We start from the raw sequence: 14,356 nt of genomic DNA, 5'->3' as shown, positions 1-14,356 counted from the left end.
AGTAGACTTATTTTATGGGTATAGAAAATCCTGTCAGATACAAGTTAAAACATCTTAACATAAAGGAAGAGACATTCAGCATTACGATATCCTGTGAAAATGTCACTGCAGGGGAAGAGCCTTCTCTTCAGATTATAAATCGTAAGACAAAAGCGGAACTTTCCGTCCCTCTGAAACGGTTGGCCGGAGAAGGCGGGGAGTACCATGCTGTTATGAGCACGGATCTGCTTTCTGACCATACGGACGGCAAAGGATGTCTGGATTTCTATGTCTCCTTTATCAATGATGACAGTGATATCAGTAAAAAACGGTTAAAATCCAGCCTTGAACCTATTGAACTGTCTTCTTATAAAGATGAGGCTCATCATATGTTCTTTTTCCCTTACACGACGAAGAAAGGGAATTTCTCCTTAAAGCTGCTGCAGAAAAAGTTCGTCACGCGGATTGATGAAATGGAGCTCGAATCTGACGGCAGCTTACATCTGAAAGGTTTTGCATTCCGGCTGAATGCGGCAGAAACCTTAAAGATAAAAGAAAAAAACCTGATTCTGAAAATGAAAAAAGGAAAAGAAGAGGAGCCTCTCATTCTGAAGTATCCGCTTCACGACGTGCCGAGACACGACCTTGATGAATATGTTCAGGACACAACGATGCTTGACACGATAGGCTTTGATACAAAAATTGATTTGAATGCCGTTTATAAAGAATTGAATCAGCAGCTAATCTTTCAATTCCATATTCAATTCATTTTTGAAGATGCCGGGACGGGTGAAGAGATTATCACCAACAGCAAACCGTTAAAGGTTCTGAAATCTGAACAAGTAAACCCTAACCAATTCACGATCCTGAAAACGGAGAAAGGGCCTGCCAGATTTCACGTTTTCACGAAAAAGAAAACGAAAAATCTCCACCTGAGAATGAACGATTACAGCTTCAGCACCCGCGTGGAGTATTTTGTGAAAGGAAAGCTGAAACGGGGCGCTTCCTTTGTACGCAAGAGAAAGAATAAGCTGAAAAAGTTCATTGAGAAAAGAATACAAAACACTTATAAAGCGGGATTCAGGGTTGCGGGGAAACTGCCTGTCAAACAGAAATTTGTCATGTTTGAAAGCTTTGCCGGAAAACAGTACAGCTGCAATCCGCGGGCGATTTATGAATACATGAGCAAAGAGATGCCGGAATACCGTCTCTGCTGGAGTGTAAATCCCGCTTACTCACAGACATTTAAAGATAAAGGAATTCCTTATATCGAACGCTTTACGTTCAAATGGCTGTTTGCCATGGCAAGAGCCGAGTACTGGGTTGTCAACAGCCGTATGCCGCTGTGGATTCCGAAACCTGAGCATACGACATATGTCCAGACATGGCATGGCACGCCTTTAAAGCGCCTTGCCGTAGATATGGATGAAGTGCATATGCCCGGAACAAACACTGAAAAATACAAGCGCAACTTTACGACAGAGGCTTCAAAGTGGGATTACCTGATTTCACCGAACGCATATTCAACCGAAATATTCGCCCGGGCGTTTCAGTTTAATAAAACCATGATTGAATCGGGATATCCGCGGAATGACTTCCTTCAAACGGATAACAGCCCTTCTGTCATCAAAGCGCTGAAAGAAAAAATGAATCTTCCGCAAGATAAAAAAGTGATTATCTACGCACCGACATGGCGGGATGACCAATTTTATAAGAAGGGAAAATACAAGTTTGACCTTGATTTAGACCTTCATCAATTGAGAGAAGCGATTGGCGATCGTTATGTCATTATTTTACGAATGCATTATCTCGTGGCGGAAAACTTTGATCTCGGACCGTATGAAGGATTTGCTTATGATTTCTCCAGCTACGAAGATATCCGTGAGCTGTATATGGTCTCTGATTTACTCATAACGGACTATTCCTCTGTCTTTTTTGACTATGCAAATCTGAAAAGACCGATGCTGTTTTATGTGCCTGATATCGAAACGTACCGGGATAAACTCAGAGGGTTTTACTTTGACTTTGAAAAAGAAGCGCCTGGCCCGCTTGTCAAAGAAACAGGTGACGTTATCAAATGGGTCAATGAAACGGAATCAGATGATTATAAGCTTCCGGATTCATTCGGGCCTTTTTACGAGAAGTTCTGTTATTTAGAAACCGGAGAATCGTCTGAAAAAGCCGTAAAAGTGATTTTCGGGGACAAGTAAATAGGTGCAAAAAAGCATAATTTAACCACGTTAATTATGCTTTTTTGCTTAAGTGACGGCATGTTGCGCTCATGGGATTCAGGCTTGTTATGAAGTGAAAAATACATCGTAATCTGTTACAATTATGAGCGGTGCTTTTGTAAGTCAAAGCTATTACCTAAAACTTACGACTAAGGAAGATTAGAATGAATGCATTGGTAAAAATTCTGAAAGAGCAATTCAACTCATTTCCGCTGATTATGCGGCTTGCAGTGTACGAAACGAAATCAAAGTATCAAGTGAACTATTTGGGTATATTGTGGCAGTTTCTCAACCCTATGATTCAAATGCTGGCTTACTGGTTCGTATTTGGTCTCGGGATTCGCGGCGGACATGATATGGTGCTTGGAAATGGAGACAGCGTACCGTTCATCGTCTGGATGCTGGCCGGCTTAATTCCTTGGTTCTTTATCAGTCCGACGATACTGGATGCATCTAACAGCGTTTTTAAACGGATAAATTTAGTGTCGAAAATGAACTTTCCGATCAGTTCACTGCCTTCTGTAGTGATAGCATCGAATTTATTCAGTTACTTTGTGATGATGGCGATTTATATTATTGTGCTGCTGAGCAACGGACTGTTTCCGACGCTTCACTGGCTGCAATATATTTATTACTTGTTTTGCATGATCAGTTTTATGTTTGCTTTCGGCCTGTTTAATTCAACCATCAGCGTTTTAATCAGGGACTATCAGTTTTTGCTTCAAGCCGTCACAAGGCTGCTCTTTTTTCTTCTGCCGATTTTCTGGGACATTGCGGAGAAATTCGGAAACAGACCTGAAGTTTTGACCATCTTGAAGTTAAACCCTCTTTTCTATATTATCGAGGGCTTTAGAGACAGCTTTATGGAAGGGCAGTGGTTTTTCCACGATGTGAAATACACGCTGTATTTCTGGTTCGTCACACTGCTGTTATTAACAGTCGGTTCACTTCTTCATATGAAATTCAGAGATAAGTTTGTTGACTTTCTTTAATATAGTAAGGAGATTATACGATGAAACTAAAAGTTTCGTTCAGAAATGTTTCAAAACAGTATTTTCTATATAAAAAACAGTCTGACAAAATTAAAGGACTGTTTTTCCCAAACAGAAATCAAAAAGGTTTTTTCGCTGTCCGAAATGTTTCTTTTGACGTCTATGAAGGGGAAACGATCGGATTCGTAGGGATCAACGGCTCGGGAAAATCAACGATGTCCAATTTGCTTGCAAAGATCATTCCGCCGACAAGCGGGGAGATTGATATGAACGGGCAGCCGTCTTTAATCGCGATTTCTGCCGGATTAAACAATCAATTAAGCGGTAAAGACAACATTCGTTTAAAATGCTTGATGATGGGTCTCAACAATCGGCAGATAGACGAGCTTTATGAAAAAATCGTTGAATTCGCGGATATCGGCGACTTTATAGATCAGCCTGTTAAAAGCTATTCAAGCGGTATGAAATCCCGTCTCGGTTTTGCCATATCGGCGCATATGGATCCTGACATCCTTATTATTGATGAGGCGCTCTCAGTAGGGGACCAGACTTTCTATCAGAAATGTGTGGACCGCATTACGGAATTTAAAGAACGCGGCAAAACGATCTTTTTCGTCAGTCATTCCATCGGACAGATTGAGAAAATGTGTGATCGGGTGGCTTGGATGCATTACGGCGAAATGCGCATGTTCGACGAAACGAAAGCCGTTGTGAAAGAATATAAAGCTTTTGTGGATTGGTTCAACAAGCTTTCAAAGAAAGAAAAGAAGAAATATCAAAACGAGCAGATTGAAGGCAGAACGCGGGCAGCCGAGGAACAGAAAATCAGTCAGGCGCAGCAAAAGAAAGCGAAGCCTAAATTCATTGCCAATACGATTCAGATTACGCTGCTTGCATTGCTGGCTGTCGGCGCGGGCGCTTCGATGTTTTCAGACAAGCCTCTGCGTGCGATTACATCTTTCGGTGACGTCAAACAGAGCGATGCCGGCCTTTATGAGTCTGTGAATAAACCTGCTTTGGTAAAAGCTGAAAAGGCGGACCTTTATACTGAAAAAGATATAAAAGGAAAAGCCTCCGCAAGTGTAAGTTTCGGCACGAAGGTGCAGGTAGAAGCCGAAAATAACCAGGCGGCCAAAGTGAAATTAAACGATAAAGAGTACTTTATGAAAAAGTCTGATCTGTATAAAGTGAACGCTTTAAAAAAGACGGATGTTCAGCTTAATGATTTCAGCGGCAGTTTATCAAGCCAAACAGCAGAAGAGTTTCTCTCATATCTCAATAAAAGCCGGGACGATGTACAGAGTAAATTGAAAAATCCAGCTGCCGGACAAACGGCTGACGGACGGAACGTATTAAAAACATCCGATGAAAAAACGGATGTAGTGATTGACAAGGATACAGTCTCCGAAGTGGTTTTTCATTTATCGCGTCCCGCAGACATCCCAGCTTTAAGTGAAAAAGGCGGCAGCAAAATCAATCAGAATTTGCTCATGCTTAAAAACCAGGAATATACTTTTTCTGTGAACAATGCTGATCAAACACTGACCGTAACGTCTAAAAAGTAAAGATCACATAAAAAAGCTGCCGGATTCGGCAGCTTTTTCTATTCGTCAGCTTCTTCTTTTTCAAGAAGATCCTTCATGAACGGAATTAATTTATGGCGGATATCCTGATCCTGTAAGGCAAATTCAAGCGTCGTCTCGATAAATCCGAGTTTTTCACCGACATCGTAACGTTTTCCTTCGAAATCATAAGCGAAGACACGCTGAATGTCATTGAGCTTTTGGATGGCGTCCGTTAATTGAATTTCTCCTCCTGCACCGACTTCCTGCTGTTCCAGGTACATGAAAATTTCAGGAGTGAAAACGTATCTTCCTAAAATAGCCAAGTTGGAAGGAGCTGTACCCGGTTCAGGCTTCTCTACAAAATTTTTGACCTGGTAACGGCGGCCTTCATTTGTTAACGGATCGATAATTCCGTAGCGGTGTGTGTCGTTTTCAGGAACTTGCTGAACACCAATGATTGAAGACAATGTTTTTTCGTATTCATCCATCAGCTGACGAAGTCCCGGTTTTTCAGCCTGGACAATATCATCGCCGAGAAGAACGGCGAAAGGTTCATCGCCGATGAAGTTGCGTGCGCACCAAACGGCATGACCGAGTCCTTTTGGCTCTTTTTGGCGAATATAGTGGATATCCGCAATATTTGACGATTTTTTCACTTTTTGAAGCAGTTCGATTTTCCCTTTTTCTTCTAAATTACGTTCCAGTTCAGGGGCATTGTCGAAATGGTCTTCTATTGCTCTTTTTCCTTTTCCGGTTACGATAATAATATCTTCGATGCCGGATTCGACAGCTTCTTCGATAATATACTGAATTGTCGGCTTATCAACGATTGGAAGCATTTCTTTAGGCATTGCTTTTGTGGCCGGCAAAAAACGAGTGCCTAAACCTGCTGCCGGAATAATGGCTTTGCGTACTTTCTTCACTGAATAACACCATCCTTGTTTCTGCAAAATCTTTTTTTCAGAACTATAACCTAGTCTTTTTCCACTTTACCACAATTGATTAAAATTCACACCTTTTAATCCGCTTTCAAAGAGTCTTGGAACGGTTTTTGCTTTGTTTGCCATTAAGCTTTACAATATCTAAGAAACGGCATAAATATGTTAACATGAAGGGATATCCGACATATAAAACGAGGTGCAGACAAACCGTTGAAAAAACTAAAAGTAATGACCGTATTCGGTACAAGACCTGAAGCAATTAAAATGGCTCCGCTTGTATTAGAGCTTGAAAAATATCAGGAAATTGATTCGCTGGTGACTGTAACCGCACAGCACAGACAGATGCTGGATCAAGTGCTTGAAGCATTCAGCATTACGCCTGATTTTGATTTGAATATTATGAAAGAGCGTCAAACGCTTTCAGAAATTACATCTCATGCTTTGCTGAAACTGGACAAGCTGTTCCAAGAAGTAAAACCAGATATCGTTTTGGTCCACGGAGATACGACGACAACGTTCGCCGGAAGCCTTGCCGCCTTTTACCATCAAATCGCTGTCGGCCATGTGGAAGCCGGTCTGCGTACGCATAATAAATACTCTCCTTTCCCCGAGGAAATCAATCGGCAGATGACGGGCGTGATCGCTGATGTGAATTTTGCGCCGACAAGCCAGGCCGAGCAGAATCTGCTTTCAGAAAATAAAAAGCCGGATTCTATATTTGTCACGGGAAATACGGCGATAGACGCGCTTCAAACGACAGTGCGGGAAGATTATTTTCATCCGATTTTTGACAAGCTGGAAGGAAGCAGGATGATTCTTTTAACAGCGCACAGACGTGAAAATTTAGGCAGGCCGATGGAACAGATGTTTAAGGCCGTCAGAAGAGTCGTTGAAGAGTTTGAGGACGTACAAGTCGTTTATCCCGTTCATTTGAATCCCGCAGTTCGTGAGGCCGCAGAAGCCCATTTTGCTGATTCGGACAGGGTGCACTTAATAGAACCTCTGGAGGTCGTGGATTTTCATAACTTCGCTGCGAAAGCAAACTTCATTTTGACCGACTCAGGCGGGGTTCAGGAGGAAGCGCCTTCTCTCGGAAAGCCGGTCTTGGTGCTTAGGGACACAACCGAGCGCCCCGAAGGAGTGAAAGCCGGGACATTAAAGCTGGCGGGTACAGATGAAGAAACGGTGTATCAGCTGACAAAACAGCTCTTAACCGATCAGGCTGAATATGAACGGATGTCAAAGGCGTCAAACCCTTATGGTGACGGATCGGCTTCAAAACGGATTGTGGAAGAACTGCTTTATCGGTACGGCTATAGAAAAACCCGTCCGCAGCCTTTTACAGAATAAAAAAACTCTGCATCATGGGACTGACCCCATAATATGAGACAAACAAAAAACACCTTCAAGTTTGAAAACGGATCGTTGTTATCCGAAATTAGACTTGGAGGTGTTTTTCTATGAGGGCAAGAGTGAGTTATCCGGTTGAAGTCAAACAGAAGGCTGTAGAAATGAGATTGGCGGGCGTGCCTGTGAAGGAGATCATGCAGGAATTGAATATAAAGAATAAGACGCAGGTGCAGACATGGGTCAGGTGGTATAAAGCTGGGGACACACATCGATTCGAACAACCTGTCGGAAAGCAATATTCTTATGGAAAAGGTCCAGAGTATTCTTCCGAATTAGAGAAACTGCAGGCAGAAAATCGTTATCTGAGACAACAGAATGAAGTGTTAAAAAAGTACAACGAATTGGAAAGGAAGCTGATAGCGAAACGCCAGTCGAGCTTGTAGAAGCATTGCGCAGCACAATGACCATAAAGGATATCTGTATTCATTTAGGTATCTCACGAGCATCTTATTATCGTTGGAAGAAGAATCTGATGAAAGATAACCCTAAATACCATTTAGAAAAACAAATCGGCACGTTGTGCCGAGAACACAAGTATCGATATGGCTATCGGAAAATCACAGCCATATTAAAAAAGGGAATGCGTATGAATCATAAAACGGTTCAGCGCATTATGCAGAAGAATCAGTGGCAATGCCGGGTTAAGGTGAAAAAGCGTAAGAAGAATGGGCAGCCATATGCCGTGGCCGAGAATATATTGGATCGGAACTTTCAGTCTGATCGCCCTCTGGAAAAGCTAGTAACGGATATCACATATTTGCCTTATGGGCAGAAACAATTGTATCTTTCCAGTATATTGGATTTATACAATGGAGAAGTGATTGCTTTTACGATTGGCGATAGACAGGACACAGACTTTGTCTTACACACACTTGATCAGCTGCCCGCACTGCCAGAGAACTGTGTGTTACATAGTGACCAAGGTTCTGTTTATACATCTTATGAGTATCAGAAAGCTGTTAAAACAAAAGGCATTACCATGAGCATGTCCCGCAAAGGGACGCCCGCTGATAATGCCTCCATCGAATCGTTTCATTCCTCACTAAAGTCTGAAACGTTCTACCTCGACAGGTTGGAAAGCACTACGACGACCATCGTAGAACAAACTGTCGAAACCTATATACACTATTATAACAACATTCGTATTCAAACGAAACTAAACAACCAGCCGCCGGTCACATACCGACAGCTGGCTGCTTAAAGGTGTTTTGATCCCTGTCTCAAAAACGGGGGTCAGTCCCTCATATGCAGAGTTTTTTTATTATTTCAGGCTTTCTTTTAATTCTTTTTTGACTGAAGCGAGGCTTGCTTCATCTAATTTGTAATAATAGATATTGTTGATTCTCGTTCCCGTTCCCTTCAGTTCATGCTGAGTGACTTTGCTGCGGGCGTTTTTATAGTCAGTCATAACCGTCCACATATCATCGAATGACATGTTTGTTTTCATATTGTTTTCAATGACCTTAAACATATCTCCGAATTTCGTGACAGACGAGATGTTTGCCCCTTTAGAAATAATCCCTTCAATCACTTGGCGCTGGCGCTGCTGCCTGCCGAAATCCCCCCTGGGATCTTCTTTTCTCATACGCGTGTAGGCAAGTGCTTCTTCGCCGTTCAGGCTGATGTTCCCCGTTCCGAAAGAGTGCCCGTCGTAGTTGAAGGCAAACGTGCTGTTCACCGTAATCCCGCCGAGTGTATCCACGGTATCTTTGAAGCTCTCCATGTTTACTTTCACAAAATAATCTACCGGCACGTCAAGCAGGTCCTCGACGGTATCCGCGGCCATCTGCGTTCCGCCGAAAGCATAGGAGTGGTTGATTTTATCCATCGTACCTTTGCCGGAGATTTTCGTATACGTATCACGCGGAATGCTGACCATTTCTGTTGTATTCGTTTTAGGATTGACGGTCATATAAATCATCGTATCCGCGCGCCCCTTGTCATTTTTCCGCTCATCGACGCCCATGATTAAAACAGAAATCGGATCCTTCTTTCCGAGATCTATATCCGTGTCACGTTTGTCCGATTTTTTCAAGTCTTCCTGAATGCTTGCCACCGTTGAAGCCGCTTTGTGCCACAAGTAGTAGACGTAGCCTCCTGATGATAAAACTAACAGCCCGATGATTGTTACGATTGTCAGAAGAACTTTTTTCTTCTTTCTTTTTCGTTCAGCTCTCATTTGTCATCACCTTTTCTATTAACTTTCCTGATACAATTTACTAATCTTTATAAACCCAGTCATATTTTTACTTATAACCATGTAATAGACGAAATTCTTAAAAAAAGGTTACAAAAAGACCTTAAAATTACCTTAAAAAAAAGTTAGTATAAGACGATACATAAAGATGAGGTGAAAAAAATGAAAAAAACTATTGCAGCTTCGTTCTTAATACTGCTTTTTTCTGTTGTATTGGCAGCGTGCGGAACGGCGGATCAATCAAAGAAGGGAAGCGGTTCTTCGGAGAACCAGGCTCAAAAAGAAACGGCATATTATGTCGGTATGGCGGATACGCACACAATTGAAGTAAAAGTGGATGATCAGCCCGTCAGCTTTGAATTTTCTGATGACTTCTCTGATGTTCTGAATAAATTCAGCGAAAATGACAAAGTCAGCATTACGTATTTCACAAATGATAAAGGCCAAAAAGAGATCAAGGAAATCGAGAAAGCAAAATAATACACCATGATCAGCAAAAGGCGGGATAAAAATTGAAGAAAACAATATGGGCTGTCTGTTTTTCTGTGATATTCAGCCTGGCTTTATTACCGGAAAGCACTTTTGCGTCCAGTTCTGATATCTCAGTAAAACTGACGAATTATATTGGTAATAAATCGACTCTGAATATCGAACCTTCAGGAACTTATAAACTGACGGGAAGCGATGTCTCCTCCGTTGCCAGATTGGGAGGCGCGTCCAAATATGATACGGCTAACGCCGCGACATCCAAGTATTGGAAAAACCCGTCCAACATAGTTGTCGTTAATACGGATGCTTATTTTGCGGACACGCTTTCCGTCATTCCTTTAGCGAATAAACTGAAAGCGCCTGTTCTGCTGACTGAAGCGAAAAAACTGAGCAGCAGCACAGAAGCGCAAATCAAGAAATTCAGTCCGGATAATATTTTAATCATCGGCGGGACGAACAGTATTTCGTCGGCCGCGGAAAAGACATTGAAGAAATACGGCCGCACGAAACGGATCAGCGGAAAAAACAGATATGATCTGTCCAAAAATATTGCGGCCGAAATGGGCAGCTATGACCAGGCGGTCGTAGTAACGGGGGATGTATATACGGATGCGCTGGCAATCGCGCCTTATGCTGCGCAAAACGGCTATCCAATTCTCCTGACGAAAAAAGACTCCCTTCCGAGCTACAATCTGCCTAAAAAAGTGATCATCATGGGAGGCACTTCAAGCGTCAGCAAAGATGTGGAGAATCAAATTAAAAAGAAGGCCTCGGTCACCAAAAGAATTACCGGATCAAACAGATATCAAATATCAGCAAACGCAGTCACTTCGCTCGGCATGGATGCAAGCAAAACGGTGGCTGCCAACGGGACTAAATTAGCGGACATCGTTGTCGGATCAAATATTGCCGCCGCAAATCACATGCCGCTTGTATACATCAAAAAAAGCGAAACACCCGCCGACGAGGCCAGCCTTTTTAAAACGAAAGGCACCTATTCTTATACATTAATAGGCAGCGCGAATTCAATTGCCGATTCAGTTAAGGCTGCTTACGCAAAAGAGTTTTATCTCGTAAACGGAAAGACGTACCGTATTGAAACGTCCGGCGGCAAATTAGGCGTTGCAGGCATTAACAGCGGAAAAACGTCTTTCAAGGCGGTTCCTGAAAAATATTCAACAGCAAACACAATCAGCATTGACGGGAAGCCATATCTGGGGAATATGAGTTTCACTGCGGAATCCGGCAAATATGTAAGACCTGTTAATGAAAACATTCCTTTTGAGGATTATCTGAAAGGTGTCCTGCCGAATGAAATGCCGGGAAGCTGGCCGACAGAAGCGCTGAAAGCCCAGGCTGTTGCCGCCCGCACCTACTCTATCGGCAAGATGGGACAAACAGTCGCGGATACAACGGCCTTTCAGGTTTACGGGGGATACAGCTGGTATCCAAACGCCACCGCAGCCGTTAACGGAACAAAAGGGAAAGTGCTCACTTATTCCGGCAGATTGATAGATGCCACTTACTCATCAAGCAATGGCGGTTACATGGAAGCCGGCGATGAAGTGTGGGGATCGAAAGTGCCGTATTTAGTAGCCAAAAAGGATACAAAAGATCCGGAAATCAGCTGGTCTTTAACATTGCAGAAGCAGCAGCTGCCAGCGGGTCTGGATATGAAAAATCCCGCATCCTGGTGGTCTAAAACAAACGAAGCAAATGCTGCGCAGCTCAACGGAATAAAAAATTGGCTGATGAAAAATAAAGAAACCAATGCAAGTTCCATAAAAATTGCAAGCATCTCTGATCTCTCGCTAACCGGAAAAACAAAAGGCCAGCGCGCGGAAGACGCCGCGGTGAAGGTCACGTACCATGTGAATGACAAGTCGAAGGGCTATGTCATGAACAAGACTGCATCTGTTGAGGTGAAAGCGTCTGAACTCAGGACGATGATCGGAGCTTCATCTTTTAAAAGCACATACGCCAGTGCGTCCGGTAATTCTTCGCAAATCACGATATCAGGAAAAGGATACGGTCACGGCGTAGGAATGAGTCAATACGGAGCAAAAGAAAGAGCGGAGGCCGGAGAGCCGTATACTTCTATTCTTGCGTTCTATTACCCTAATACAGCACTTACAAACTACTAAACTTCTGTGGAGGAGATCGGATTGAAATTCATCATAAAATGTCTCCCCGTCTTTATTCTCGGGGTCATTCTATTTGTCCCTTCCGCTTTGGCTGATAACACGGTTAAAAGGATCGGCGGAAGCACCCGGTATGATACGGCTGTACTGGCGGCAAAACAATCATGGGGTGAAGCGAAAACGGTAATTATCACCGGCGGAACTTCATATGCCGATGCAATTGCCGCTGCGCCGCTTTCATATCAAAAAAATGCGCCGCTGCTGTTTACAAATAAAGATCAGCTGTCTGCCGGCACAAAAAAGGGATTAATTGATTTAAAAACGAAAAATGTGATTATCGTAGGCGGCACACCTGCCGTTTCGAAAAATACTGAAAATCAAATTGCTAAATTAGGCATCAGTGTCAAACGATTATCAGGGAGCACGAGATATGCCACAGCCGCAAAAGTGGCGGGTGAAATGACAAGATCTTCTACAGCCCTTGTGGTCAACGGGTTTGTTGATGCAGATGGAATGGCTGCGATTTCTTATGCGTCCGCTAAAAAATATCCGATTTTATTCACTAATGATTCGACATTAAATGGTTCTACGTCCAATGCGATCAAAAGCTTAGGGATTAAAAACACGATTGTCATTGGCGGGACAAGCAGCATCAGCAGCTCACTTTATAATAAGCTGCCGAACCCTTCAAGAATCAGCGGCAAAAACCGCTATAACCTGTCTGTGAATCTTGCAAAAAAGACAGGCTTAAGCACAGGCTATACGTTTGTTACCAATGGTTTTAAAGAGGCGGATACCATCGTCGGAGGCGTGCTGAGCGCCAAACAGGGAAGAGTTCACCTGCTGACGAATGGAGACAGTCTGTCAAAAGACGTCCGGACGTATATCGGAAGTAAAAACATCACCAGCTTCACCGTCATAGGAAGTGCTTCATCTTTAAGCAACAATGCCGCGTCGCAGCTTAAAAATCCCGTTGTCGGCAAAACGGTCTTTATTGATCCGGGGCACGGCTATCAGGATTCAGGAGCAACCGGCAACGGCTTGCTTGAGAAAAATGTAAATCTTGATATCGCTACGCGTCTTAACAATCAATTATACGGCGCGGGCGCGCTTACTGTAATGTCGAGGAAGGGCGACACCTTTGACTCGCTTGAGGAGAGAGTGAACAAAGGGGCGAAGGCGAACGCCGATATTTTCATCAGCGTCCATGCGAACGCAAATGATAACAGCAGTGCAAACGGTACGGAGACGTATTATGATAAAACGTACCAATCCGCAAACAGTCTGAGGCTTGCCCAAAATATTCAGCCGAGAATGGTTTCTGCTCTCGGCACGCGTGACCGCAGTGTGAAAACTGCCGGATTTTACGTCATTAAGTATTCTAAAATGCCGAGTGTCTTGTTAGAAACCGGTTTTGTCACAAGCCCGATTGATGCCAATATTTTAAAACAATCAACGAAAAAGGACAGACTCGCGGCGGGGATCACCCAAGGCGTTTCCTCCTATTTCCGATAATTTTTTCATGGAAACAGACCGGTTCATACCGGTCTGTTTTTTTATTTTTCATTATGCTTTGTCTCAAATATGGATATGAATAGATTTACAATAAAAAAACAATAATCGAAACATTCTAATAAACATTAACGCTTCCTTTACTTCCAATTAACATCCATCTGCTAAACTCACGGCATAGGTCATCAAACATCCCAACAAATCGTGAGGTGTGTGTCAGTGGGAGCAGAGAAAAGCATGAATGTAAATAATAACTATGCAGTGCGGCAGGGGACTTCCGCTGCCGTTACGGAAAGAACGGCCCGTTATTTGGCTTTTAAGCGATTCATGGACATTGTGTTTGCGCTTGCGGGGCTTTTGGCGGCGCTCCCGGTGATGGGCCTGTTCTCCATACTGATTCGTTTGGAGTCGCCCGGCCCGGCTTTTTATAAGCAGGAGCGGGTAGGCAAAGACGGGAAGCCGTTTTATTTGTATAAGCTCCGCTCTATGAAAATAGATGCTGAAAAATCGGGGGCGGTCTGGGCGCTGAAAAAGGATCCCCGCGTGACAAAGGTCGGCGCTTTTATCAGAAGGACCCGTATAGATGAGCTGCCGCAGCTGGTAAATGTGCTTCGGGGAGAAATGAGCCTGATCGGCCCGCGTCCCGAGCGTCCCGTGTTTACGGAACAGTTTCAGGCTGAGATTCCGGGGTTTACGGAGCGGCTGGCCGTTAAGCCGGGATTAAGCGGCTGGGCGCAGGTCAACGGGGGATATGACATGACACCGAGGGAAAAACTGATGTTTGACTTATATTATATCCGCAACCTGACCTTTTCATTGGAACTGAAGATTATGCTCAAAACGTGCAAAGTGATCTGGACCGGTGACGGGGCGCGATAAAAATTCTGGTCAGCAGACAA

General features: G+C 43.5%; 11 protein-coding genes. 9 read left to right on the top strand and 2 right to left on the bottom strand.

Annotated elements, in window-relative coordinates:
* Nucleotides 1–14 precede the first annotated feature (14 nt).
* The 3 genes from NSQ37_RS02510 to tagH all read left to right on the top strand — a co-directional run bounded on the left by NSQ37_RS02510 (nucleotide 15) and on the right by tagH (nucleotide 4,767).
* Nucleotides 15–2,189: a CDP-glycerol glycerophosphotransferase family protein gene (locus NSQ37_RS02510; RefSeq protein ID WP_043021850.1), complete on the top strand. Its 2,175-nt coding sequence runs from the start codon at nucleotides 15–17 to the stop codon at nucleotides 2,187–2,189.
* A 185-nt stretch (nucleotides 2,190–2,374) separates the two neighbouring features.
* Nucleotides 2,375–3,202 (top strand): ABC transporter permease, encoded by an 828-nt coding sequence (locus NSQ37_RS02505; protein ID WP_003151365.1) that lies wholly within the window; start codon nucleotides 2,375–2,377, stop codon nucleotides 3,200–3,202.
* Between the two features lie 20 nt (nucleotides 3,203–3,222).
* Nucleotides 3,223–4,767 carry a teichoic acids export ABC transporter ATP-binding subunit TagH gene (tagH, locus tag NSQ37_RS02500; protein ID WP_099567134.1) on the top strand — a complete coding sequence of 515 codons (1,545 nt, stop codon included), beginning with the start codon at nucleotides 3,223–3,225 and terminating at the stop codon, nucleotides 4,765–4,767.
* 38 nt (nucleotides 4,768–4,805) lie between these two features.
* Here tagH and galU read toward each other — a convergent pair whose 3' ends face one another.
* On the bottom strand, nucleotides 4,806–5,690 hold the full coding sequence (gene galU, locus NSQ37_RS02495; RefSeq protein ID WP_020956427.1) for a UTP--glucose-1-phosphate uridylyltransferase GalU: 885 nt from the start codon (nucleotides 5,688–5,690) through the stop codon (nucleotides 4,806–4,808).
* 228 nt (nucleotides 5,691–5,918) lie between these two features.
* Between galU and wecB the strand changes: the two genes are divergently transcribed.
* Both wecB and NSQ37_RS02485 read left to right on the top strand, forming a co-directional pair.
* Complete coding sequence (gene wecB, locus NSQ37_RS02490) at nucleotides 5,919–7,058, top strand: non-hydrolyzing UDP-N-acetylglucosamine 2-epimerase (RefSeq protein WP_099567133.1); 1,140 nt, start codon at nucleotides 5,919–5,921, stop codon at nucleotides 7,056–7,058.
* Between the two features lie 110 nt (nucleotides 7,059–7,168).
* A protein-coding gene (locus NSQ37_RS02485; protein ID WP_094031235.1) for an IS3 family transposase occupies nucleotides 7,169–8,319 on the top strand; the annotation gives its coding sequence in 2 pieces (ribosomal slippage) (nucleotides 7,169–7,442 and nucleotides 7,442–8,319; 1,152 coding nt in all).
* A gap of 60 nt (nucleotides 8,320–8,379) precedes the next feature.
* Here NSQ37_RS02485 and tagU read toward each other — a convergent pair.
* Entirely contained in the window at nucleotides 8,380–9,297 is a 918-nt protein-coding gene (gene tagU / locus NSQ37_RS02480; protein WP_003151369.1) for a polyisoprenyl-teichoic acid--peptidoglycan teichoic acid transferase TagU, read from the bottom strand.
* Between the two features lie 180 nt (nucleotides 9,298–9,477).
* Between tagU and NSQ37_RS02475 the strand changes: the two genes are divergently transcribed.
* The 4 genes from NSQ37_RS02475 (at nucleotide 9,478) to NSQ37_RS02460 (ending at nucleotide 14,336) form a co-directional block, all read left to right on the top strand.
* Entirely contained in the window at nucleotides 9,478–9,795 is a 318-nt protein-coding gene (locus NSQ37_RS02475) for a hypothetical protein (protein ID WP_007407496.1), read from the top strand.
* Between the two features lie 32 nt (nucleotides 9,796–9,827).
* The gene (locus NSQ37_RS02470; RefSeq protein WP_020956425.1) at nucleotides 9,828–11,948 is read left to right on the top strand and encodes a SpoIID/LytB domain-containing protein; all 2,121 of its coding nucleotides are present in this window, start codon (nucleotides 9,828–9,830) and stop codon (nucleotides 11,946–11,948) included.
* 21 nt (nucleotides 11,949–11,969) lie between these two features.
* The gene (locus tag NSQ37_RS02465; RefSeq protein WP_012118582.1) at nucleotides 11,970–13,460 is read left to right on the top strand and encodes an N-acetylmuramoyl-L-alanine amidase; all 1,491 of its coding nucleotides are present in this window, start codon (nucleotides 11,970–11,972) and stop codon (nucleotides 13,458–13,460) included.
* A gap of 216 nt (nucleotides 13,461–13,676) precedes the next feature.
* On the top strand, nucleotides 13,677–14,336 hold the full coding sequence (locus NSQ37_RS02460) for an exopolysaccharide biosynthesis polyprenyl glycosylphosphotransferase (protein WP_003151373.1): 660 nt from the start codon (nucleotides 13,677–13,679) through the stop codon (nucleotides 14,334–14,336).
* Nucleotides 14,337–14,356: the final 20 nt, after the last annotated feature.

This window comes from Bacillus sp. FSL P4-0334 (assembly GCF_038004825.1).
In the GTDB taxonomy this organism is placed as follows: Bacteria; Bacillota; Bacilli; order Bacillales; family Bacillaceae; genus Bacillus; species Bacillus velezensis.
Note: the sequence above shows the minus strand (reverse complement) of the source record. Positions and strands in the feature narration are given on the sequence as shown.